This is a genomic window from Amycolatopsis sp. NPDC057786 (assembly GCF_042797905.1).
In the GTDB taxonomy this organism is placed as follows: Bacteria; Actinomycetota; Actinomycetes; order Mycobacteriales; family Pseudonocardiaceae; genus Amycolatopsis.
Map to the genome: position 1 here is coordinate 22,818 of NZ_JBHVKW010000043.1, position 22,250 is coordinate 45,067.

The window sequence follows — 22,250 nt, forward strand, 5'->3', positions numbered from 1 at the left end:
CATGGCTGAAATCGTTCTCGAAAAAGTGTCCAAGAAGTACCCCGACGGCGCCCTCGCGGTGTCCGAAGTGGACATCACGATCGCCGACGGTGAGTTCATCATCCTGGTCGGCCCGTCCGGCTGCGGGAAGTCCACGACGCTGAACATGGTCGCGGGGCTGGAGGACATCTCGTCCGGCGAACTGCGCATCGACGGCCAGCGCGTCAACGAGAAGGCGCCGAAGGACCGCGACATCGCGATGGTGTTCCAGTCCTACGCGCTGTACCCGCACATGAGCGTGCGGGAGAACATGGCGTTCCCGTTGCGGCTGGCCAAGGTCGACGACCGGACGGTGCGGGCCAAGGTCGAGGAGGCGGCGCAGATCCTCGACCTGACCGGGCACCTGGACCGCAAGCCGGCGAACCTCTCCGGTGGTCAGCGACAGCGTGTCGCGATGGGGCGGGCGATCGTCCGTAACCCCAAGGCGTTCCTGATGGACGAGCCACTGTCCAATCTGGACGCGAAGCTCCGCGGCCAGATGCGGACGTCGGTGTCGAAGATCCAGAAGCAGCTGGGCACGACGACGCTCTACGTCACGCACGACCAGACCGAGGCCATGACCCTCGGCGACCGGGTCGTCGTGCTCCGCGCGGGCTACGTGCAGCAGATCGGGTCGCCGCAGTTCCTCTACGACAACCCGGCGAACCTGTTCGTGGCCGGGTTCATCGGCAGCCCGTCGATGAACTTCGTGCCCGCGACGCTGGAGAACGGGACCGCTCGCAGCGCGCTGGGCGACATCCCGCTCACCGACCGGGTGCGGCAACTGGTCGAAGCGGCCGACGCGCCGCGTGACGTCATCGTCGGTATCCGGCCGGAGCATTTCGAGGACGCCGCGCTGGTGGACGCCGCCGCCCGCCAGGGCGCGACGTTCACCGCCCACGTCGACGTCCTGGAGTCGATGGGGTCCGAGAAGTTCGCGCACTTCTCGGTCGAGGGTGAGGCCGCGTCGTCGTCCGACCTCGCGGATCTCGCCGCCGACAGCGGTTCCTCGGACGTTCCCGGCTCCGAGTCGCAGATCGTGGCCCGCCTCTCGGCGGCCTCGTCGGCGGCGGAGAACCAGGACGTCGAGCTGTGGTTCGACGCGGACAAGATCAAGTTGTTCGACGGGGCCAGCGGAAAGAACCTGACCTACACCGACTGACCCCCGAAGCGCGTGAAGGCCCCTTCCCCCGGCCGAGGGAAGGGGCCTTCACGCGCACCACGTGCGCCCAGCCGGATCACGCGTTATTGAAGCCGGAAGTCTCCGTGCGTCCGGCCTCGGTCGTGTTCGCCGCCCAATCACGCGTGTTGCGCCTCCAATCACGCGTGTGCGTTGTCCACTTCGGACATCGTGAATTCCCCACCTTCGGCGGTGTACGCCTCACGGGCCGATCGGGGATCCTCAGCCCCGCATCGGTACCTAGAGAAGGGCGCCTGCCTTGCCGAAGAAGCTGACACGCCGTCTCCTGCAGGGCCTGGTCGGAGCGGTCCTCATCACCACGCTCGCGCCGGCCGTCGCCTGGGCCGAACCGCCACAGGCCTTACCGGCGAACGCGACCGACGCCGACAGCAGGTGGCAGCCCGCGTTCGACTACGACACCGACGGCTGTTACCCGACGCCCGCGATCTCACCGACCGGCGCGATCGCCACCGGCCTCAAGAACTCCGGCGCCCTCAACGGTCAGTGCCGCGACCGGTCGGATCTCGACAACACCAACTCCTACGCGCGGTCGAAGTGCAACAACGGCTGGTGCGCCCACCTCTACGACCTCTACTTCGAAAAGGACCAGGCCGTCCCGATCATCGACTGCTGCGGGCACCGGCACGACATCGAACACGTCGTCGTCTGGGTCAACGAGGGCCAGGCCCGGTACGTCTCGACGTCGGCGCACGGCAACTACTCCACTTACGACCGCTCCAAGGTCTCCTGGGAGGGGACCCACCCGAAGATCGTCTATCACAAGGACGGCGCGAGCACCCACTGCTTCCGCATCGCGAGCGCGACCGAACCGCCGGAGAACCACTACAACGCCTGGCAGTACCCGGACCTCGTCAGCTGGGACCGGTTTCCGCCCGGTATCCGCGACACGCTCGTCCGCGCCGACTTCGGCAGCGCGAGCCTGGCGATCAAGGACGGCGCCTTCGAACACAATCTGGGGAAGGCCAAACCGGCGGGCATCCCGTTCGACCCCAACGCCTGAGGCCCGCTCAGTACTCGCTCTCGGGCAGGGCGAGCCACAGCACGAGGTAGACGATGAACTGCGGGCCGGGCAGCAGGCAGGACAGCACGGCGAGGAGGCGGACCTTGCCCGGCGTGGTGCCGAAGCGTTTGGCGAGACCGGCGCAGACGCCGCCGATCATGCGGCCCTGGCGCGGTCGGGTCAGGCGGGCGGCTACGGGGTTCGTCACGGTACTTCCCTCTCGGTCGTCACGGTGTGTGAAACCCATTCTCGTCTTGTGACGGCCCTGCCGCATCCCACCGCGGGACGAAACGCACCCTTAAGGGCGTGAAATCGCCGTAAAGCACTCACCTGGGCAAACGTGGCGGACCCTGTGTTCTTCGCCCGTAGGGGCTGGTGTTCCGCGATCTTTTGACGATACTGCTCCGGTGCCCTCGAAGAGACTCAGCGCGGTACTCTGCGGCCTGTTCCTCGCCGCGGCCTGTGCCACCCCGGAACCGGTGGTGGCGCCGTCGACCACGGCGGGTGAGGAGGCCTTGACCGCCTCCGAGGCGCTCGGGGAATACTCGTCGCTCGATTACTGCAGCCTTGTCGACCAGCGGAAAGTGATCGGCGGCGGAAACGCCGTCAAAGCGCCGTTGACCTCTTTCGAGTTCTGCCGCCTCGAATTCGTCGAGGGCGCCAATCGCTACACCGTGACCACCGGCCCGATCACTTCCGGGCAGGATCCGAACAATCAGCCGTACGAATACGCCGGTCCGTTGCCGGAAGGTGTCAGCGTCCAGCGATCGACGTTCAACGAGGACACCGCCTGCACCCGGCTGCTCACCTTCGCCGACGGCATCAGGCTGTCCATCACGGTGACCTCCGACGACACGGCGCCCGCCGATCAGGCCGACCGCTGCCGGATCGCCGACGCGACGGTCGACGGCGCGGCCGGGGTGATCGGTGCTCGCAAGGTCGGGCGGCTGAACCTCGACCAGCGTTCGTGGGGCCGGGTCGCTCCGTGCGCGTCGCTCGACCAGGACGAGCTCGACGCCGCGGCAGGCCCGGAGACCAAACCGGCGCCGGCGCTGTCCGGGCACAGCTGCATCCGAGGCAAGGTCAGCTTCTCGCTGTCGGTGGGCGCGGACACCACGCCGGGTGCGACGGAGGCGCTGGGCGGACGGCAAGCCCAGGTCACCACGTCCGGCGCGTTCTGCCAGGTGACCACGCACCGGCCGATCCCGGGCACCCCGGACCGGGTCGAGCAGGCGATGCTCTCGGTGGTGGGTGTCGACGGGGCGCCCGAGGACGCCACCTGCGCGGTGGCCAGGGAAGTCGCCGTCGCGGTGTTCCCGAAGCTCCCCTGACGCATTTCGTCCCCTGGATGCGGTCCTTGCACGCGCAACTACCGCATCCAGAGGACCAAACGCGTGGCCTTCAGCTCCAGGCCGCGTGCTCGAAGGCGGAACACACGTGCTTGGGTGCGTAACTCACGTGCTCGAAGGCGTAACTCGCGGGTGTTGCGCCTCCAATCACGCGAGTTGCGCCTTCAAGCACGCGAGTTCCGCCTCTGGACACGCGAAGGGCCCGCATTCAGAGGACTAGATGCGGGGGGTTAGCGCAGCTTGGGCAGCCGGAAAGAGCACATCGCCTCGTCCAGCGCCTCGACGTCGAGCGGCGGATGCGGCAGCGCGGTGGCGCGGCCGGGCTCGGCGCGCAGGCCGTCCAGCAGCATCGCGAGGCATCGGCGCCACAGGTCCGGCTGAATACCGTGCGTGAACTCGATGACAGAGCCGATCATCTGGTGCAGGAGCGGTATGTCCGTCGGCACGAAATCCGCGCGGAGGACGCCCGCCGCCTGAGCCCGCTCCACGAGCTGTGTGATCAACGGCACCATGCGGGATTTCGCCTCGGCGACGCGCTCCTGGCCGAAGACGTTCGACAGCATGACTTCACGTAACCCGCGGTCACCGGCGTGCAGTTCGGCCGCGCGCCAGGTGAAGCCCGCGAATCCGTCCCAGGGATCGTCGGCGCGAAGCGCTTCTTCGGCGAGCTCGCGGATCGTCTCGAACTGGTCGACGAACATGGCCTCGACCAGGTGTTCCTTACTCGGAAAGCGGCGGTAGACGGTGCCGACGCCGACGCCCGCGTGATGCGCGACGTCGTCGAGGGTCGCTTCGAGCCCGCGCTCGCCGAAGACAGTGTGCGCCGCCGCGATGATGCGCTGCCGATTGAGTTCAGCGTCGCGCCGCAACGGCCGCGCCGGTGCGGCGGGAGCGAGTTCCCGAGCCATTCGTCCAGCTTAACAAACGAAGTAGAGGACACCTCTCCACTTCTTGTGTACCTTGGGCGCGGAAAGGGGAGATACCTACTCCACATAGCTTCTTCGTCACTACCGGTGAGGAAACCGCCCGTATGTCTGACTCATCCACCGCTGTCGCCACGCCGCCGGGGGACGCGGCCGCGCAGCACACCAACCCGCACCACGCCAGGAGATGGCTGATCCTGGTGATGATCGGCCTCGCTCAGCTGATGGTCGTCCTCGACGCCACCGTCGTGAACATCGCGCTGCCGTCGGCGCAGCAGGACCTCGAGTTCTCGAACGACGCCCGCCAATGGGTCGTCACCGCCTACGCGCTCGCGTTCGGCAGCCTGCTCCTGCTGGGCGGGCGGCTCGCGGACCTCTTCGGCCGCAAACGCGCGTTCCTCGTCGGGCTCGCCGGCTTCGCCATCGTGTCCGCGATCGGCGGCGCCGCCACCAGTATCGAAATGCTGCTCGTCGCCCGTGCCGCGCAAGGTGTCTTCGGGGCGCTTCTCGCCCCGGCCGCCCTTTCGCTGCTGACCACGACCTTCACCGACCCGAAGGAACGCGGCAAGGCGTTCGGCGTCTTCGGCGCGATCGGCGGTGGCGGCGCGGCGATCGGCTTGCTGCTCGGCGGCGTGCTGACCGAGTACCTCGACTGGCGCTGGTCGATGTACGTCAACATCATCTTCGCGGTGATCGCGTTCGCCGGTTCGGCCGTACTGCTGAAGAACTCCGAAACCGACGGGCCGCGCCCGAAGCTCGACATCCCGGGCACGATCACCGCGTCGGCCGGTCTCTTCGCGCTCGTCTACGGCTTCGCGAACGCCGAGCGCGACTCGTGGTCCTCGATCTCGGTATGGGGTTTCCTGGCCGCAGGTGTCGTGCTGCTGACCGCGTTCGTCGTGATCCAGCAGCGTGCCGAACACCCGCTGCTGCCGCTGCGCGTGCTGCTCGACCGCGACCGCGGCGGCTCGTATCTCGCGATGTTCCTGCTGGCCATCGGGATGTTCTCGATCTTCCTGTTCCTCACCTTCTACATCCAGCTGAACCTCGGGTTCACGCCGGTGCAGAGCGGGGTCGCGTTCCTGCCGATGGTGGCAACCCTGATGGCGAGCGCGACGTCGGCGACGGCCGTGCTGCTGCCGAAGTTCGGCGCGAAACCGTTGGTGTCACTGGGAATGCTGATCGCCGGGGCGGGGCTGTTCTGGCTGTCGGCCATCGACACCACCAGCACGTACGCCGGCGGCGTGCTGTTCCCGCTGATGGTCATGGGCGTCGGCATCGGCCTCGCCATGGCGCCCGCGATGAGCGTCGCGACCTTCGGCGTCGACACGCACGACGCCGGTGTCGCGTCGGCGGCGGTCAACACCGCGCAGCAGGTCGGCGGCTCGATCGGGACCGCGCTCCTGAGCACGCTCGCCGGAAACGCGGCGACGTCGTTCCTTGTCGGGAAGACGCCTTCGCCGCAGCTCGCGGCCGAAGCGGCTGTGCACAGTTACACGACCGCTTTCGTGTGGGGTGGGTGGATCTTCGTCATCGGTGCGGTGATCTGCGGGCTGCTGCTGCGGTCGGGCGCTCCGGCTCGCGCTCCTGAAGGCGCTTCGGAGGGTGCGCCGGTCGCCGTGCACATGTAGGGGGAGTGCGATGAAAGGTCCCTTCATTGCAAATTTTGCAGTGAAGGGACCTTTCATCGCACGCGCGGAGGGCTGAAGGGGACTTTCGCCGCATGGCAGGCGAGGAAGGCGTCCTTCACGCACTGCGTGCGGTCATGAAAGGGTCGTTCAGGACAAGAAATGTCCCGAACGACCCTTTCATGACACTTGAGACCATCAGCGGGACTGCGACCGCACTGCCTCGAAGACCTCGTCGTCCCACCGGTGCGTCCGGATCAGCCGGTACCGTTCGCAAGCCACCCACAGGTACGCCTCGGCGTCCGTCCGCGAGCCGATCAGGTCCGCCTGCCGCAGCATCGCCACCACCGGTACGAACTCCTCGTCGAACCACCGCTGCGCCAGCGTCGCGCGGTCCGAGTACGCGCCTTCGTCCTGCATCAGCCGGAAACCCCACGCCTCGACGTGCTCACCGAGCCGCGCGTAGTCCCACGGGTCCGTGAACACCACCGAAGCCCGCGCGTGCCCCGACAGCGGGACGCGTTCCAGGAACAGCCGCCGGTAGTCCTTCACGATCAGGTCGCCGCGGTACCGGATCCCGCTCGGGTCCAGTTTGGTCCGCACCTCGGTGACCATCGCCTCTATTGTGGACAGTCGCATCGCGTGCGCCACCGAAACGCGGTGGTGGCCGTCGATGATGAAATGCAGTTCGCCGACGCGGTACACCTCGATCGGCGGGATCGACTCGCCGCGCCGGGTGGCGAGCGCCAGCCGTTCCCAGCGTTCGCGGACCCGCCCGGACGTCGGCCGGAAGCGCCGGTCGAAGTCGCGGCCGCGGTCGACGCTGCCGACGATCGAATCGAGCCGGATCACCCGCGCCCCGATCTTCCGTTCGCCGAGATAGCCGAGCGCGTCGACCACCTCGTGGAACGGCAGCATGATGTTGACGTCGTCGGGCTCGCGGCGAAGCCAGTTCGCCAGCCGTGACAGCACCTGACGCCGTCGCGCGCGAAGGAAGTCGTGCTCCGCGTCCGCGCGGGGAAAGCCCGTGTCCTTCATGAGAACTCCATGATCCGGTGCCCGACGACGTTGCGGACCGTGGTCCCGCCGACCACCCGGTCCGGCACGGGTTCACCGTGCGGGTGAATGTGCCCGTGCAGCAACCACTTCGGGCGCAGCAACTCGATCGTGCGATGGAGACAGTCGAACCCGCGGTGCGGCGGATCGTCGCGGTCGCCACAGTGCCGGGGCGGCGCGTGCGTGAGCAGGACGTCGACGTCCCGCCCGTCCCGCCAGCGGCGGAGCCAGGCTCGGCGCACCAGCCGCCGGGCCCGCCGAGCCTGCTGGCGTTGTGTCCACTGGTTCGGGCCGTCGTTGTAGCGCACCGAACCGCCGAGCCCGGCGAACCGGAGCCCGCCGACGTCGACGATCCGGCCGTCCGCGTTCACCCCGCCCGCCGGGCCGGGCCACTCCGTGGGGAAACCGTCCTTCATGGACAGTCCGCCGTAGCGCGTGTAGCCGGACAGGTCCGGGTCGTGGTTGCCCGGGACGAACACACACGGCACGTCGAGCGCGCCCGCCAGGAACTCGAGGTATTCGTAGGGCAGGTCGCCGGCGCCGATGACGAGGTCGGCCCGGTGGTTGCGGACGGCGGACGTCCACAACCGCTCTTCGACCTCGTCCGCGACGACCAGCGCTTTCACGCGCTCCAGCGTAATGCCGGACGCGCTACTTCGGGCCGTGCGCGAACGCGGGGTCCTTGGCGATGATCGCGATCACGATGCCGAGCCAGACGACGCAGAACGCCAGCGCCCAGAACTTGAGGTTGGTCAGGATCCTTGGCATGGGGACTCCAGGTACTACCGAAAGCGGGAAGAGGGTCAGAGCCAGCGGTTCTTCCTGAATATTCGGTAGAGCAGGATGCAGACGCCGAAGATCACCGTCATCGCCACCGGGTAGCCGAAGCGCCAATGCAGCTCCGGCATGTAGTCGAAGTTCATCCCGTAGATGCCCGCCAGCGCCGTGGGGACCGCGATGATCGCCGCCCACGCGGTGATCTTGCGCATGTCGGTGTTCTGCTGGAGCGTGATCTTCGCCAGTGTCGCGTCGACCAGGGTGGTCAGCAGTTCGTCGAAGTTCGCGACCCGTTCCGCCACGGTCGTCAGGTGGTCGGAGACGTCACGGAAGTACGAGCGGACCTCATCCGGGATCAGCCGCGTGTACCCCTCGGCGAGGCGCTGCAGCGGGGTACCCAGCGGCATGACCGCGCGGCGCAGCTCCAGCACTTCGCGCTTCATGAAGTAGATCTGCTCGGCGCTCACCTTGGACCGCGGGGCGAAGACGTGCGTCTCCATCTCGTCGATGTCCGACTCGATCGCGGTGGTGACGTCGAGGTAGTGGTCGACGACGTGGTCCGCGATCGCGTGCAGCACCGCGGACGGCCCGAGGTCGAGCCGCTCCGGGTCCTGGTCGAGCTCGCGGCGCAGCCTGGCGAGCCCCGAGTGGTTCCCGTGCCGCACGGTGATCACGAAGTCGCGGCCGAGGAACGCCATCAGCTCGCCGGTCTCGACGATCTCGTTCGCCGTCGCGGGCGACTCGTGCTCGACGTACCGGACGGTCTTCAGCACCATGAACAGCGTGTCGTCGTAGCGCTCCAGCTTGGGCCGCTGGTGTGCTTCCAGCGCGTCCTCGACGGCCAGCTCGTGCAGGCCGAAGGTGTCCGCGATGCCCTGGATCTGGACCGCGTCGGGCTCGTGCAGGCCGATCCAGACGAACCCGGCGTGCCGCTTGCGCACCTCTTTGATGGCCTCGGCATGCGTCCAGCGGCCGGGCAGGCGCTTGCCCTCCACGTACACCGCGCAATCGACGACGTACGCCGAAAGGGGGACGGGCAGCGGGCGTTCGGGGACGCTCTTGGCGCGGCCGTTGCTCCGGCCGCGAAGGCCGCCGAGCGAGGGAATGGCAGGCATGGGATCTCCTGGGCGGACGTCGTGCGTTGATGCGCGAAGACGACGGGCCAAGCGGTCGGGGAGCCGCTCGGCTAGGCCAGCGTTCCCGGTTTCGTCAGCCCTGCCAGGTGGGGATCCGGCGAGACGTGAAGGCGGAAACGCTGCGACTACTAGGAAGCGGACTATCGCCACTGGACATCGGGTTCCTCACCTCCTTGGCTCGGCGGACGGTTACGCAGTGGCGTGGGTCGCGTTGACGACCCGACACCAATGGTCGAGGGTACTCCTCAACACGAAGGCCTGTCGTTCCAGGCTCACGCCGCGTTACTCGTGCAGGAGGAATGGGTGCAGTTCGGTCGCTATTACGAAGAGTTCGAGGTCGGCGCGGTCTACAAGCACTGGCCGGGCAAAACGGTCACCGAGTACGACGACCACCTGTTCTGCCTCATCACCATGAACCACCATCCGCTCCACCTCGACGCGCACTACGCCGAGGAGACCACCGACTTCGGCAAGAACGTCGTGGTCGGCAACTACATCTACTCGCTGCTGCTGGGGATGTCGGTGCCGGACGTGTCCGGCAAGGCGATCGCGAACCTCGAGGTCGAATCGCTGAAGCACGTGAAGCCGACCTTCCACGGCGACACCATCTACGGCGAGACCGAGGTGCTGGACAAGACGCCGTCGAAGTCGAAGGACGACCGCGGTGTCGTCTACGTCGAGACCCGCGGCTACAAGCAGGACGGCACGATCGTGTGTGTCTTCCGTCGCAAGGTGATGGTGCCGAAGCGGTCTTACGGAGACAGCAGGGGCGGTGAACAGCCCGGCCGCCCCGTCCCGCACGAATAATGGGTGTCACGAACGGGAAGAGGGAGCGCGTCGATGCCCATCGGGCTGGATGAGATCAAGAGCCGTCTGCGGAAGTTCGCGACGGTCGAGGCGGCCGGTGTTTCGCCGCTGTACGAGCACCTGGCGACGAAGGCGTCCGAGGACGACGACGTCGCCGGGCTCCTGACCGACGCCCGCGGCGGTGAAGCGCGCGGAACGCTGCTGATGGCGACGGCGCACCGGCTCATCCAGGCCGACCCCATCCACCCGCTCTCGCGGTACTACCCCTCCGTCGGCGGTTTCGACGGCGTGGACTCGGAGACCTGGCCGCTGTTCCGCTCGTTCCTGCTGGAACGGGCGGACAAGGCCAGGGCGATCATCTCCTCGCGGTACACGCAGACCAACGAGGTCCGCCGTGCCGCGCTGCTCTACCCCGCGATGACGACGGCCGCGAAGGAGGCGGGCGGCAAGATCGCGCTGCTCGAGGTCGGCTGCAGCGCGGGCCTGCTGCTCGGCCTCGACAAATACGCCTACCGCTACCAGTGCGACGGCGGCGAACAGCTCACCGCCGGGCCCGCGAAGACCGCGGTCGGCCTGCACTGCGTGCTGGACCTCGCGCCCGGCGCCGTCACGCCGAAGGTGCCGAAGAAGCTGACGATCACCGCCCGCGCCGGTCTCGACCGCGCGCCGGTGGATCTGGCCGACGAGGACGAACTGGCCTGGCTCGAAGCCTGCGTCTGGGCCGACCAGCCGGACCGGATCCGTCTCCTGCGCACGGCCGCGGCGGCCCAGGGCAAGCAGCGGCCGGACCTGATCGCGGGCGACGCCGTCGACGACCTCGCCTCGGCGGCCGCCACCCTGCCCGCCGACGCTCCGCTCGTCGTGTTGACCAGTCACGTGCTGGCGTATCTGGGGGAGAGGCGGGCGGACTTCATCGAGGCGCTCCGCAAGCTCGCCGCGGACCGGCCGTTGTGGTGGGTCAGCGAGGAGTTCTACGCAGCCGCGCTGGAGCCTTTGGTACCCGGCCGGGCCGATCTGGCCGAACCCGTGGACCAGGCCGTGCTCGGGCTGGTCCGCTGGGACGCCGGTGTCCCGGACGTACGGGCGCTGGCCCGGACGGCGCCGCACGGGCAGCGGATGACCTGGCTGCCGGTTTAGGCCGACCCGGCTCCCGGGTTTACCCATTCGGCCCGTCGAGATGTCGGCAATGCGTCGAGAAGGCTGATTTTCACCCCTTGCGGCGCTTTATCACCGGGTCTTTCGCCGAATCGGGCACAGCGGGTGTCAGGGTGCCGGGATCTCCCCGGTCGGCAGCACTCCCCAATCGCGGAGAGTGACGAACAGGAGTTCGGCCAAGTGGCCGTCTTCGTCGAGTTCGATCAAGGTTCGGGCGTCGATCCACCGGGCGTCGGTGGCGTCGTCCCCGGCACGGAGAGTGCCGCCGGTGACCGCGCAGGCGTAATCGTGGATGTCGTACGGGCCGCGGCGGACGGTGCCGACGAGTGTGCCCGGCATCACGTCGAGCCCGGTCTCTTCGCGCATTTCACGGATCACGGCCGCTTCGTCCGTTTCGCCGGGTTCGACCCGCCCGCCGGGGACCGACCAGAGTCCACGTCCGGGTTCATTCGCGCGCCGGATCAGCAGAATCCGCCCCAGCTCGTCGTGGACGATGCCGCCTACGCAGCGGACGGTGCTGTCCGAAACGGTGTTCATTCCCGAATGGTAGACGCGGGCTTCCTGACAATGGCTGTCCTGTACACGGAGAGTAGCCGTACGGTACACTTCACCTCGCCGGCTGACCCAAGCGCGGGACTTCCCTCCCGCGCCGGTGGAAGGTGCGGTACAAAATGAATGGTCAGTATCCGCAGTCAGTCACCGTAAGAGACAGGATTGATCGCTGTGAACGCGAAAAAGCTCCTCACTTTCGCAGGAATCGCGTTGGTGCTGTTCTTCGTGATCGCGCAGCCAGGTCAGGCCGCGGGCCTCGTGGGAAACATCATCGGCTTCCTGCGTGACTCGGCCGAATCGGTGATCACCTTCGTCAGCAACGTCTTCAGCTAGCGAGGGAGCGGATACTCTAGCGGTATGTTCGCCCCACGCGATCCAGACGAGTATCTCCTCGACACCGAGCGGCGGGTCATCAGGATCCGCCGGCACTGGGCTGTGCTGTTGTGGGAAACGTTCGAGACGGCCGCGTTGCTGGCCGTCTGCGTCCTGGTCTCCTACCTGTTGCCGCCCGCCGCGTGGGTCATCCAGAACATCCTCTGGTATGCCGCGTTGCTCATCATCCTGCGCTTCGCGTACGTGGTGATGGAGTGGTGGGTCGAGCGCCTGGTGGTCACCGACAAGCGGTTCGTCATGACCACCGGTGTCTTCACCACGAAAGTGCTGATGATGCCGATCACCAAGGTCACCGACCTCACCTACGAGCGTTCGGCGTGGGGCCGGATGATGGGGTACGGGACCATGGTGGTCGAGTCCGCCGGTCAGATCCAGGCGCTGAACCGCATCGACTACCTGCCGAAGCCGGAAGAGTTCTACGACACGATTTCCGAGCTCGTCTTCGGCGACAAGCAGAAGCAGGCCGAGCGCTTTTCGATGATCAAGGCGCAGCGTGCGGCGCGCGGCAAGAAGAAGGTCGGTTAGCGCAGGTCCCGGAGTCGCTGTGACCTGGAGCATCGTCGATACTGAGCGGCGATGCGCATCGACCTGCACGCCCACTCCACCGCCTCCGACGGTACCGACAGCCCTGCCGGGCTGGTCGCCGCCGCCGCGAAGGCTGGCCTCGACGTAGTCGCGATCACCGATCACGACACCACGGCCGGCTGGGCCCCGGCCGCCGAGGCACTTCCGCCGGGGCTCACGCTGGTCCCCGGCGCCGAGCTGTCCACGATCTCCGTCGATCCGGTGACCGGGCGGCATATCAGCGTGCACCTGCTCGCGTACCTCTTCGACCCGGCGTCGCCGTCGATCGTCGCCGAACAGACCCGGCTCCGGTCGGAGCGGCGGTGGCGGCTGCGGGTGATGGCCGAGCGGATGGCCGCCGACGGTCTCCCCGTCGATCCCGACGAGGTCATGTCGCTGCTGCCGGAGGACGGTTCGGCCGGGCGGCCGCATCTCGCGCAGGCACTGGTGCGGGCAGGCGTCGTCTCGTCGGTGAACGAGGCCTTCGGGAGCTATCTCGGCAACGGCAGCGGGTACTTCGTGGCGCGGCAGGACACGCTCGTGGAGGACGCGATCGACATGATCGCCGAGGCGGGCGGCGTCACTGTCATCGCGCATCCCTTCGCCTACACGCGCGGCGCGACCATCACCGTCGACGTGCTCGCCGGGCTGGCGGGGCGCGGGCTCACCGGTGTCGAGGTCGACCATCCGAACCACGACGAGGAGACCCGCGTCCGGCTGCACGGGCTGGCGGGGGAGCTGGGGCTCGTGCGCACCGGTTCGAGCGATTACCACGGCACGAACAAGACCATCGATCTCGGCGACGAGACCACCGACCCGCTCGCGCTCGAAGAACTCGTCGCGCGGTCGACCGGCTACCAGGTCGTGACGCGGTGACGATCACGGACTTCTTCGACGCGCGCCTGTTCATGAGCGCGACGATCACGCTGATCGTCATCATGGACCCGCCCGGCACGGTGCCGGTGTTCCTGAGCCTGACCGGCCGCAAATCGGTGGCCTTCCGCGCCAAGGCCGCGCGGCAGGCGGTGCTGGTCTCCTTGCTGGTGATCTCGCTGTTCGCCGTCGCGGGACAAGCGATCCTGTCGTACCTCGGCATCGGGATCCCGGCGCTGCAGGGCGCGGGCGGGCTGCTGCTGTTGCTCATCGCGCTGCAACTGCTGACCGGCAAGACCGGCGGCGAGGCCGAGGCGGCGGGCGACGACGTCAACGTCGCCCTCGTGCCGCTCGGGACACCGCTGCTCGCCGGCCCCGGCGCGATCGCCGCGACCATCGTCTTCGTGCGGCAGGCCGATGGGCACGTCGGCGCGTACGTGGCTCTCGCGCTTTCGATCGTGACGGTGCACTTCGTGCTGTACCTGTGCATGCGGTACTCGGGCGTGGTCATCCGGCTGATCAAGGAAAGCGGGATCACGCTGCTGGCGAAGATCGCCGGTCTCCTGCTCGCCGCCATCGCGGTCGAGCTGGTGGCGAACTCGGTGAAGGGCTTCATCTCGGGCACGTGACCGGGCGCGGGTGGTAGCAAAGGTCCCCTTGCTCCCTCTCGTGCCCCGCCTCTTGCCGCGCGTGCAATGAAAGGCTCTTTCCTTGCCAAATTTGCAAGGAAAGAGCCTTTCATTGCACGCGGGCGGACCGGCAAGCCGCCTGAGGCCACGAGTGATAGCAAAGGTCCCTTGCTCCCCTCCCTGGGGATCCCCTCGAAAAGTGTCGGTGGGGGTGCGTAGCGTTGCGCGCGGGGTGATCCGATGGAGCAGATTGGTTTCGACTTCGGCGTCGAGGCGCCGCGCAAGCTGACGAAGGTCTCGCCCGCGCGCCTCGCGACGTTCGAAGATTGCCCGCGCCGCTACCGCATGTCGTATCTCGACCGGCCGTCCCCGGCACGCACCGGCGCGTGGGCGCACAGCACGTTGGGTGCGGTGGTGCACAACGCTTTGCGGGCGTTGTTCGACCTGCCGGTGATCAAGCGCGTGCCGCAGCGGGCGATGGCGCTCGTCGCCGAACACTGGAAGGACGCCGGGTTCGAGGACGCCGACCAGGCCGCCCGGTACCGCGCCAGGGCCAAGGCCTGGGTCGCGGAGTACGTCGAGCACAACGACGTCAGCGTCGATCCCGTCGGGCTGGAGCGCTGGGTTTCGGCGCCGGTCACACTCGAGCCGGGCAGCGGGCCCAGCCTCATCATCGAAGGCCGTGCCGACCGGATCGACCAGCGCGGCCGGGAACTGGTGATCATCGACTACAAGACCGGCCGCCGCGAGCCGGACGAGTACGAGGCGCGTTCGTCGCAGGCCTTGGCGCTGTACGCGGTCGCGGCCGCCAGGACGCTGCGGACACCGTGCTACCAGGTCGAGCTGCATCACGTGCCCACCGGCACCATCGCGGCCGCCGAGCACACCGAAGAAAGCCTGAAACGGCATCTCCAACGCGCCGACGAGACCGCCGGGGACCTGCGGCTGGCAGCGGATACCCTGGACGCCGGCGGCGACGAGGACGTGTTGTTCCCGGCCCGCCCTGGCCGTCGTTGCTCATGGTGCGACTTCCGGCCCAGTTGCGCGGCAGGCCAGGAGGCAGGGCCCGCGGCCCAGCCGTGGGAGTTGCTGGCGCCCTAGATTTCGAAACCCGACGATTGGACAGGCGAGGACGTGTCGTCACCGGACACCGAAGAGCTCGCGACCACGCCGCCGCCCGCGGACGATCCCACGACGCGCGAAAGCGGCCGGTTCTGGCGCGGGCTGACCGGAGCGCTCGCGGCCGGGATGGCCGTCCTGGCGGTGTGCGTCGTCGCGATCGCCTCGGTCTGCCTGTTCACCGGCTCGCCGGGGCCGGGGCTCCTGATGCTGATCGGCCATCCGGTCGCGGCGGTCGTGTCCTTGTCGGCACAACGCGTCGCGGACTCACGTAATGGCCGCGTCGCGGGCTACGCAGGTCTCCTGGTCGTGGTGAGCGTGACGGCCGCGCTGAGCCTGTTCTGGTGGAGCTGACACGGCAGGAAGGTGCCATTGCCCGAAAAAGCCTGCCGTCCCTGCGAAACTATGGCTCACTGGGCATGTCGTAGATGAACACGCTGCCCCGCAGCGAGGACGAAGGGCACCGTTGATGACCTACCCACCCCAGCCAGGACAGCCCGACCACGGCCAAGGCGGGCAGCAGTACCCGGGACAGCAGCAGTACCCAGGGCAACAGCAATACCCGCAGCAGCAGTACCCGGGACAACCCGACCAAGGCGGGCAGCAATACCCGCAACAGCCGCAGTACCCGCAAGGCGGTTACGACCAGAGCGGCGCGTACCCGCAGCAGCAGTACCCCGGCTACGGCCAGCAGCAGTACCCGGGCCAGAACCAGCAGTACCCCCAGGGCTTCGGTGGCCCGCCCGCGCCTCCGAAGAACAACAAGACCGGCCTGATCGTGGCCATCGCCGCCGCTGCCGTCGTGGTGGTCACGCTGGGTATCACGGGGTTCGTCGCTCCCGGGTTCTTCCTCAGCGACGACAAGGCCGAAAAGGCGTCCGGCCCGGAAGGGACCGCGCAGGCGATCATCGACGGCATCAACGCCCACGACAGGGCCGCGCTGACGGCGATCAAGTGCGGGAACGCCGAAAAGGACATCGACCAGATCATCGACCGGGTCGACGAAGCGTCGGACGCTTCGCTCGGCGCGGTCACGAAGGTCTCCGAGACCAAGTACACGGTCGCTGTCACGGTGACCGTCGCGGGGCGGCAGGGCGCCACCACCGGCACGCTCGTCAGCGAAGGCGGCAAGTGGTGCTGGAAGGAAGTCAGCAGGCTGCGTACTTCCAGGACTTCGACGACGCGATGACGGACGGCGGGAGCAAGGGACCTTTGCTACCGCCTGCCGGTCACTTGAGGGCGACGAGGGTGGGGCCGCGCTGCTCCAGCAGCACCGGCCCGACCGAGGAAAGCAGCACCGGACCGGTGTAGCCGCGCCTGTCGACGCCGACGGTGCGGATCGTGGCGCCGGTCGTCTCGTCGAGCACGGCGAGCCCGCCCTGGATCGGCACGACCAGTTGCTCCCCGAAGGTCACCCCGGGGCCGGTGGAGTTGTTCAGCGTCCAGCGCGGCGTGAGGTCGTCCCGTGAGAACGCCATGGTCTTCGAACCGGTGAACCAGTAGACGCCCTCCGCGGTCCACGACGTCGTCATGACGCCGCCCACCGGATCCGGCGTGATGTCCGCTTCGGGCGCGTCGAGCGGATACGCCGACTTCTGCAGTCCGTCGCCGCCGTAGATGACGAGCAGTTTCTGCTCGGGCAGCACGATCAGCGCGAGATCGCCGGACATCGCGACGACCTTCGCGTTCTTGCCGGCGAGCACGGTGCTGTAGTCGACCTTCGGGTCGTCGGCTTCGTCGTTGGTCGCGCGGTAGACGGTGAACCGGTCGGCCGGGTCGCCGGGGCAGCGCTCGATCACGCCGATCTTGCCCGCCGCGGCGGCCACCGTGCCGTAGGTGCAGCCGGTCCTCGGCTGCTTGCCAGGGTTCACGATGGCGGGGACCTGGCCGTACTCCATGCTCTTGACCAGGTCGTCGCGCCAGGTGTTCAGCAGTTTCTTGCCGGTCGTGGTGACGTGCGACCCGTCGACGACCAGCCTGGTCCCGAGTTCGGCGTCGCCGTTGCGCTGCGCCGTGCGGCGCCCGGTGCCCGCGTCGAGCTGGGTGACCTCGCTGCAGCCGGTGTCCTTGCGGTACACCGCGTCCACCTTGATCCCGGCGAGCGCGACGGTGCACAGTTCGAGGTCGCGCGCGTAGCGCCACCGGACCTCGCCGGTGTACGGGTCCCGGCCGAGTACCTCGCCCTTGTCCGCGGTGACGACGCTGTTGGCTTCGCCGATCGGGACGGGTGTCGAGGAACTCGGTGCTTGCCACAGTTCGCTCAGGGATCCGGGAACCTGCGCCGGCGCGGGCGGGAGCCCCGGCGGCAGGGTGGCGGCGACCTGCGCGACCGTGGCCGCGTTGTCGCTGGTCACGCCGATGACGACGCCGGTGATCGCGACGACCACCACGATCGCCGCGGCGATCACGCGGTCCCGCGTGCGGTTCCACGGCGAGCGCCGGGCGCGTTTCCCGCCCAGCGGCGGCTCGTCGGCCACCGGCTGGGCGGGATCGGCGTCCAGCACGTCTTCCGTGCCGATCGCGGTTTCGGCCGTCTCCGGCTCACTGCCGTCCGGCCTGCCGGGATCGGCGGACACGGGCCGCACCGGTTCGTCGTCCGGCGCGGCGTCCCAGCGTTCGCTCACGTGCCCCTAGCTCCCCATGTCCGCAGTATGAAAGCTCAGTCTGCCGACGCAGGTGTATCAGAAGTCGCCGAGGGACGGCGACGGCGGCGTCGGCGAGCCGGACGCTCGGCGCTGTCGCCTGCCTCCTTCTCGACCGCCGGGCCGCTGACCTCCGGGCTCGGCTTCGCGGCACCGCGGCTACGGCGACGGGTCCGCGTGCGGCCCTCCGAAGCGCCTTCGCTCTGGCCTTCGGCGCTGTCCGCGGAAGCACTCGCGGCGGCGTCGGCGGCCTCGATCTTGGCGGCCGCGTCCGCGCCACCACGGGTCCGCTTGCGCGGGGTGCGGTTGCGCTTGCGGGGGGCTTCTTCTTCCTTCGCCGGACCCTGACCGCGGCCGCGGCGCTTGCCGCCCAGGTCTTCTTCGACCTCGGCCGAAAGACCGGCGCGGGTCCGCTTCGACAGCGGTAGGCGCCCGGTGGTGCCTTCGGGGATGCCCAGGTCGCTGAACAGGTGCTTCGACGACGAGTACGTCTCGGCGGGCTCGGGCATGTCGAGGCCGAGAATGTCCGAGATCATCTTCCAGCGCGGCTCCTCGTCCCAGTCGACGAGGGTGATCGCGACACCGGTGCGCCCGGCGCGGCCGGTGCGGCCGATCCGGTGGACGTAGGTCTTCTCGTCCTCCGGCGTCTGGTAGTTGATCACGTGCGTGACGTCGTCGATGTCGATACCGCGGGCGGCGACATCGGTGGCGACCAGCACGTCGACCTTGCCGGCGCGGAACGCGCGCAGCGCCTGCTCACGGGCGCCCTGGCCGAGGTCACCGTGCACGGCGGCGGCCGCGAAGCCGCGCTCGACGAGCTCGTCGGCCACCTTCTGCGCGGTGCGCTTGGTGCGGGTGAAGATCATCGTCAGGCCACGGCCTTCGGCCTGCAGCGCGCGGGCGATCAGCTCGGGCTTGTCCATCGAGTGCGCCCGGTAGACGAACTGGGTGGTGCGCTCGTGGATGGCGCCGGCGTCGTTCTCCTCGGCGCGGATATGCGTCGGCTGGGTGAGGAACGTGCGGGCCAGCGTGATGATCGGGCCCGGCATGGTCGCCGAGAACAGCATCGTCTGGCGCTTGTCCGGGACCATCCGCAGGATGCGCTCGATGTCGGGCAGGAAGCCGAGGTCGAGCATCTCGTCGGCCTCGTCCAGCACCAGGCCGCGGACCTTGCCCAGGACCAGGTGCTTCTGCTCGGCCAGGTCCAGCAGGCGGCCAGGGGTGCCGATGACGACGTCGACGCCGTTGCGGAGCGCCGCGATCTGCGGCTCGTAGGGGCGGCCGCCGTAGATGGCCAGCGTGCGGATGCCGAGGTGCTTGCCCGCGCCCTTGAGGTCGTTCGCGACCTGGATGCACAGCTCACGGGTCGGCACGACGACCAGCACCTGCGGGGTGCCGTCGCCGGGGACCTCGACGCGGTGCAGCAGCGGGACACCGAAGCCCAGCGTCTTGCCCATGCCCGTGCGGGCCTGGCCGATCAGGTCGTCGCCGGCCATGGCCAGCGGCAGCGTCAGCGCCTGGATGGCGAAGGTGCGCTCGATCCCGGCTTCGCTGAGGGCCTTCACGATCTCCGGCTTGACGCCGAAGGAGGCGAAGGTGGGGGATTCGGCCTCCACCGGCGCGCCCGCCTGAAGCGGGTGCGACGTGTCCAACGCCGCCGGGCCTGTCTCGCTGTGCTCCAGCGCGACGGCCTCCGGGACGCCGGTGGTGGTGTGCTCTTCGGTTGTGGATTCGTTCGTGGTCAGGGTGCTCGCCTCTCTCGTGACCAGCGCGCACTGCCCTGGTCACCGATCGACACTCGACCACGAAAATTCGCTCGGGCTCCGCGCTACTGGCGCTGGAGCGGCCCTTCGTGGGAATGCCGCAGGATGGCGTGCACGCACATCATTCTTGTGCTGACCGGGGCCACACCGGCTGTCCTTCAGCCGCAGCGGCGCCCCGATCCGGGACGGATGATCCGTCGTATCCGGCCGCCAGTCTACCTGATCTGCGGTTTTCTGATACCCCCCGCCGCGCCGAGGAGGGTGGGATCGGTCTCTTCACCGCCCCTGAGGTGTGTTCGGCGATACCCTTTCCGCCGTGACGGAGGCAAAGCAGATCAGTGAGGGCGTAGTCGATTTGCTCGGCGTACTCGCCTATGGGGAATTGTCCGCATTCGATCGCATGGCCGAGGACGCGCGCACCGCGCCGACGCTGTCAGGCCGGGCCGCGCTGGCGTCCATGGCGGCCGCCGAGATCGGGCACTACGACCTGCTCACCAAGCACCTCGCCGGGCACGGCGTCGCGATCGAGGACGCGATGCGGCCGTTCGTCGGGCATATCGACGCCTGGCACGCCTCCACGGCGCCGCGTTCGTGGCTCGAGTCCCTGGTGAAGGCCTACGTCGGAGACGGGCTCGCGGCGGATCTCTACCGCGAGATGGCCAGCTGGCTCGACCCCGAGACCAAGGATCTGGTGCTCACCGTGCTCGCCGACACGGGGCATTCCGCGTTCGCCGAGCGCGAAGTCGCGGCCGGTATCGAGGCCGACCCGAAGGCGCGGGACAAGCTCGCGCTGTGGGGCCGCCGTCTGCTGGGCGAGGCGTTGACGCAGGCCCAGTACGTCGTCGCCGAACGCGACGGGCTCGCCGAGCTGATCGTCGAGGGCTCCGGCGACCTTTCGGGAATCGCCGCGCTGTTCCGCCGGTTGCAGCAGGGGCACACCAAGCGCATGCAGGTGCTGGGGCTCGGCTGACGTCTCTTCGGCTAGCCTTGGCGCACCAGTGATTTTTCGAACTTTCAAGCGGAGGTCCCACGTGGAGGTCAAGATCGGCATCAAGGACACGCCGCGGGAGCTCGTGGTGTCCAGCAGCCAGTCACCCGACGAGGTCGAGGAACTGGTCGCGAACGCCTTGAGGGCCGGCGACGGGATCTTCCGCCTCGACGACGAAAAGGGCCGTAAGTACATCGTGCCCACCGACCGGATCGCCTACGTCGAGATCGCGCCGTCGGACGTTCGCAAGGTCGGCTTCGCCGTTGGTGGCTAACCCGATCGGGTTGTAGTCGGATGTCACAGTGGCGTCACCGCCGCGTCTCAGCCAGCTCTCAGATTTGATCGTCACGCTAAGGCGGGGACGGCAGGGGGCTAGCCGAGAAATGAGGTGGACGGCGTCACTGTGATGGACCGCGCGCTGGTCGACGGCGTGCGCACTGTTCCCGAACAAGGCAAACGGGTCGCGGGGCGGCTGACCGGTATCGACGTCGCCCGCGGCCTGGCCGTACTCGGCATGTACGCGGTGCATGTCGGCCCCGATCCCGCCAAAGGCGGCGTCGGGGTGCTGTTCAAACCGTTCGAAGGCCATTCCGCGGCGTTGTTCGCGGTGCTGGCCGGGGTCTCGATCGCGCTGATGTCCGGCGGCCGCCGTCCCAAACAGGGCCGCGACCGGACCCGCGTCGCACTCAAACTGGCGACCCGTGCCCCGCTCCTGGTGGCGCTGGGACTGTGGCTGACCAGCCTCGAGACCGGCTACATGGTGATCCTGGCCTACTACGGGGCCTGTTTCCTCTTCGCGATCCCGTGGCTGCGCGCGGGCGCGAAGGCGCTGTCGATCGCGGCGGTCGTCGTCGCCGTGGCGGGCCCGCTGCTCTCGCATCTGATCAGGGCGCAGATTCTGCCCCGCGACCTGCTCTTCTTCGCGCCGGACCTGACCGCGGAGGACATCACGTCGACCGGTCTGCTGAAGGCCGCGACCGTTCTCGTCCTCACCGGAACCTTCCCCGCGTTGACGCTGATGGCGTACGTGTTCGCCGGGATGGCGATCGGGCGGATGGACCTGACTTCGCGCAGCGTGTGCCGACGGCTGTTCTTCGGCGGATCCGCGCTCGCGGTAGGCGGGTATGTCGTGTCCTGGATCGCGACCGGGCCGCTCGGCGGCATGCAGGCCGTGTACCGCTCGCTGGAACCGGCCGCCGCGCAGCTGGGGATGACGCCGCCGGAATTCCTGCGGTTGCACCACACCTGGATCCACGGCACGCCGCCCACCACCAGCTGGGCCTGGGAACTACTGCCGACGGGGACCTCGTACACGCCGTTCGACCTGCTGATCTCGATCGGGATCGCGGCGGCGGTGATCGGTGGCTGCCAGCTGCTGATGCCGAAGTTCGAACGCGTGCTGCGGCCGCTTTCGGATCTGGGCGGGCGGGTGCTGAGCGCGTACGTGCTGCATTTCGTGGCGATCGCGCTGCTGTGGGACGAGAGCGACGGCGACTCGATCTTCAGCGTGCTGCACTTCGTCGAGTTCTCGGTGGTCGCGCTGACCGCCGCGGTGCTGTGGCGGAAGTTCGTCGGGCGCGGGCCGCTGGAATGGGCGATGAACAAGCTGTCGAGCTGGCCGAAATACGTGGTGCCGCGTACTCGGGTGCCCGCTCAACGGCGGGGCTGATCGCTCCG

Annotated in this window: 24 protein-coding genes; 16 read left to right on the forward strand and 8 right to left on the reverse strand. The window is 68.4% G+C overall.

What is annotated here, in order from left to right:
* The first annotated feature begins 1 nt into the window (after position 1).
* Both ACFVM3_RS22210 and ACFVM3_RS22215 read left to right on the forward strand, forming a co-directional pair.
* Positions 2-1,180 carry an ABC transporter ATP-binding protein gene (locus tag ACFVM3_RS22210; protein WP_378441335.1) on the forward strand — a complete coding sequence of 393 codons (1,179 nt, stop codon included), beginning with the start codon at positions 2-4 and terminating at the stop codon, positions 1,178-1,180.
* A 277-nt stretch (positions 1,181-1,457) separates the two neighbouring features.
* Complete coding sequence (locus ACFVM3_RS22215; protein WP_378441337.1) at positions 1,458-2,219, forward strand: NPP1 family protein; 762 nt, start codon at positions 1,458-1,460, stop codon at positions 2,217-2,219.
* Between the two features lie 7 nt (positions 2,220-2,226).
* Here the strand turns inward: ACFVM3_RS22215 and ACFVM3_RS22220 are convergent, their stop codons facing one another.
* Complete coding sequence (locus ACFVM3_RS22220; RefSeq protein WP_034313416.1) at positions 2,227-2,427, reverse strand: PspC domain-containing protein; 201 nt, start codon at positions 2,425-2,427, stop codon at positions 2,227-2,229.
* A 199-nt stretch (positions 2,428-2,626) separates the two neighbouring features.
* On the opposite strand from ACFVM3_RS22220, the gene ACFVM3_RS22225 reads away from it, so the two are divergent.
* On the forward strand, positions 2,627-3,550 hold the full coding sequence (locus ACFVM3_RS22225; RefSeq protein WP_378441339.1) for a hypothetical protein: 924 nt from the start codon (positions 2,627-2,629) through the stop codon (positions 3,548-3,550).
* 248 nt (positions 3,551-3,798) lie between these two features.
* Here the strand turns inward: ACFVM3_RS22225 and ACFVM3_RS22230 are convergent, their stop codons facing one another.
* A complete protein-coding gene (locus ACFVM3_RS22230) occupies positions 3,799-4,476 on the reverse strand; it encodes a TetR/AcrR family transcriptional regulator (protein ID WP_378441341.1) in 678 nt (225 codons plus the stop codon).
* A gap of 122 nt (positions 4,477-4,598) precedes the next feature.
* Between ACFVM3_RS22230 and ACFVM3_RS22235 the strand changes: the two genes are divergently transcribed.
* On the forward strand, positions 4,599-6,122 hold the full coding sequence (locus ACFVM3_RS22235; RefSeq protein ID WP_378441343.1) for an MFS transporter: 1,524 nt from the start codon (positions 4,599-4,601) through the stop codon (positions 6,120-6,122).
* 195 nt (positions 6,123-6,317) lie between these two features.
* Here the strand turns inward: ACFVM3_RS22235 and ACFVM3_RS22240 are convergent, their stop codons facing one another.
* The 3 genes from ACFVM3_RS22240 to corA form a co-directional block, all read right to left on the reverse strand.
* Positions 6,318-7,157 carry a chromosome partitioning protein ParB gene (locus tag ACFVM3_RS22240; RefSeq protein WP_219145861.1) on the reverse strand — a complete coding sequence of 280 codons (840 nt, stop codon included), beginning with the start codon at positions 7,155-7,157 and terminating at the stop codon, positions 6,318-6,320.
* The gene (locus tag ACFVM3_RS22245; RefSeq protein ID WP_378441345.1) at positions 7,154-7,801 is read right to left on the reverse strand and encodes a metallophosphoesterase; all 648 of its coding nucleotides are present in this window, start codon (positions 7,799-7,801) and stop codon (positions 7,154-7,156) included. The genes ACFVM3_RS22240 and ACFVM3_RS22245 overlap by 4 nt, the downstream gene beginning before the upstream one ends.
* A 177-nt stretch (positions 7,802-7,978) precedes the next feature.
* Complete coding sequence (corA, locus tag ACFVM3_RS22250; RefSeq protein WP_034313298.1) at positions 7,979-9,067, reverse strand: magnesium/cobalt transporter CorA; 1,089 nt, start codon at positions 9,065-9,067, stop codon at positions 7,979-7,981.
* Positions 9,068-9,316: 249 nt separating this feature from the next.
* Between corA and ACFVM3_RS22255 the strand changes: the two genes are divergently transcribed.
* The gene (locus tag ACFVM3_RS22255; protein WP_225949972.1) at positions 9,317-9,895 is read left to right on the forward strand and encodes a MaoC family dehydratase; all 579 of its coding nucleotides are present in this window, start codon (positions 9,317-9,319) and stop codon (positions 9,893-9,895) included.
* Positions 9,896-9,928: 33 nt separating this feature from the next.
* A complete protein-coding gene (locus tag ACFVM3_RS22260; RefSeq protein WP_378441347.1) occupies positions 9,929-11,032 on the forward strand; it encodes a DUF2332 domain-containing protein in 1,104 nt (367 codons plus the stop codon).
* A 126-nt stretch (positions 11,033-11,158) separates the two neighbouring features.
* Here ACFVM3_RS22260 and ACFVM3_RS22265 read toward each other — a convergent pair whose 3' ends face one another.
* Positions 11,159-11,587: an NUDIX hydrolase gene (locus ACFVM3_RS22265; protein WP_378441349.1), complete on the reverse strand. Its 429-nt coding sequence runs from the start codon at positions 11,585-11,587 to the stop codon at positions 11,159-11,161.
* Between the two features lie 186 nt (positions 11,588-11,773).
* On the opposite strand from ACFVM3_RS22265, the gene ACFVM3_RS22270 reads away from it, so the two are divergent.
* The 7 genes from ACFVM3_RS22270 (at position 11,774) to ACFVM3_RS22300 (ending at position 16,369) form a co-directional block, all read left to right on the forward strand.
* Positions 11,774-11,935, forward strand: coding sequence for a hypothetical protein (locus ACFVM3_RS22270; protein ID WP_005167589.1), 162 nt, complete (start codon positions 11,774-11,776; stop codon positions 11,933-11,935).
* Positions 11,936-11,959: 24 nt separating this feature from the next.
* Positions 11,960-12,520: a PH domain-containing protein gene (locus tag ACFVM3_RS22275; protein ID WP_034313292.1), complete on the forward strand. Its 561-nt coding sequence runs from the start codon at positions 11,960-11,962 to the stop codon at positions 12,518-12,520.
* 51 nt (positions 12,521-12,571) lie between these two features.
* Entirely contained in the window at positions 12,572-13,435 is an 864-nt protein-coding gene (locus ACFVM3_RS22280; RefSeq protein WP_378441351.1) for a PHP domain-containing protein, read from the forward strand.
* On the forward strand, positions 13,432-14,061 hold the full coding sequence (locus ACFVM3_RS22285; RefSeq protein ID WP_016331481.1) for a MarC family protein: 630 nt from the start codon (positions 13,432-13,434) through the stop codon (positions 14,059-14,061). Before ACFVM3_RS22280 ends, ACFVM3_RS22285 begins: the two co-directional genes overlap by 4 nt.
* Before the next feature lie 240 nt (positions 14,062-14,301).
* Positions 14,302-15,162: a RecB family exonuclease gene (locus tag ACFVM3_RS22290; protein WP_378441353.1), complete on the forward strand. Its 861-nt coding sequence runs from the start codon at positions 14,302-14,304 to the stop codon at positions 15,160-15,162.
* Positions 15,163-15,195: 33 nt separating this feature from the next.
* Complete coding sequence (locus tag ACFVM3_RS22295) at positions 15,196-15,534, forward strand: hypothetical protein (RefSeq protein WP_378441355.1); 339 nt, start codon at positions 15,196-15,198, stop codon at positions 15,532-15,534.
* A 115-nt stretch (positions 15,535-15,649) separates the two neighbouring features.
* Positions 15,650-16,369, forward strand: a complete 720-nt coding sequence (locus ACFVM3_RS22300; RefSeq protein WP_378441357.1) for a hypothetical protein — start codon at positions 15,650-15,652, stop codon at positions 16,367-16,369.
* Between the two features lie 40 nt (positions 16,370-16,409).
* Here ACFVM3_RS22300 and ACFVM3_RS22305 read toward each other — a convergent pair whose 3' ends face one another.
* The gene (locus tag ACFVM3_RS22305) at positions 16,410-17,804 is read right to left on the reverse strand and encodes a hypothetical protein (protein WP_378441359.1); all 1,395 of its coding nucleotides are present in this window, start codon (positions 17,802-17,804) and stop codon (positions 16,410-16,412) included.
* Between the two features lie 35 nt (positions 17,805-17,839).
* On the reverse strand, positions 17,840-19,438 hold the full coding sequence (locus tag ACFVM3_RS22310) for a DEAD/DEAH box helicase (protein WP_378441360.1): 1,599 nt from the start codon (positions 19,436-19,438) through the stop codon (positions 17,840-17,842).
* Positions 19,439-19,901: 463 nt separating this feature from the next.
* Here ACFVM3_RS22310 and ACFVM3_RS22315 point away from each other — a divergent pair, with 463 nt between their 5' ends.
* The 3 genes from ACFVM3_RS22315 (at position 19,902) to ACFVM3_RS22325 (ending at position 22,242) form a co-directional block, all read left to right on the forward strand.
* Complete coding sequence (locus tag ACFVM3_RS22315) at positions 19,902-20,555, forward strand: ferritin-like fold-containing protein (RefSeq protein WP_034313407.1); 654 nt, start codon at positions 19,902-19,904, stop codon at positions 20,553-20,555.
* A gap of 61 nt (positions 20,556-20,616) precedes the next feature.
* On the forward strand, positions 20,617-20,847 hold the full coding sequence (locus ACFVM3_RS22320) for a DUF3107 domain-containing protein (RefSeq protein ID WP_005167610.1): 231 nt from the start codon (positions 20,617-20,619) through the stop codon (positions 20,845-20,847).
* Between the two features lie 114 nt (positions 20,848-20,961).
* A complete protein-coding gene (locus ACFVM3_RS22325) occupies positions 20,962-22,242 on the forward strand; it encodes a heparan-alpha-glucosaminide N-acetyltransferase domain-containing protein (protein ID WP_378441362.1) in 1,281 nt (426 codons plus the stop codon).
* The last annotated feature ends 8 nt before the right edge of the window (positions 22,243-22,250 follow it).